General features: G+C 70.5%; 1 protein-coding gene. It reads left to right on the top strand.

Going from position 1 to position 376, the window contains the following annotated elements; all coding sequences use genetic code 11:
- Positions 1 to 351, top strand: a 351-nt coding sequence (locus ADK57_RS16040) for a hypothetical protein (protein WP_159050073.1), incomplete at its 5' end; no start/stop codon positions are given.
- Positions 352 to 376: the final 25 nt, after the last annotated feature.

Raw genomic sequence — 376 nt, forward strand, 5'->3', positions numbered from 1 at the left:
ACCGTGACCACACCCGCCGAAGAAATCCGCACCGCAGCCGAGAAACTGCGCGAACTCCTCGCAGCCCCTGGCCTCACCCCCGGGCCGTGGCTGTCCCTCGACCACGGCGACCGCCTGCTCTACGACGGCCCCGGCGCCGAGGACCAACCGCCCGTGTACGTCGTCGACGAGCCGATGAGCAACGGGGCGAACGCCGACTGGATCGAAGCCATGCACCCCGGCGTCGGCAACCTGCTGGCCAAATGGCTCGACAGCTGGGGCGTCATCGACCTCAGCGAACACGCCGCGATGCAGGAAGACGCCCGCCACGCCCTCGCCATCGCCCGCGCCATCAACGGCAGCCCGTCATGACCTCCCGCGCCTGGCTACCCCACCC

This window comes from Streptomyces sp. MMG1533 (genome assembly GCF_001279775.1).
Lineage (GTDB): Bacteria > Actinomycetota > Actinomycetes > Streptomycetales > Streptomycetaceae > Streptomyces.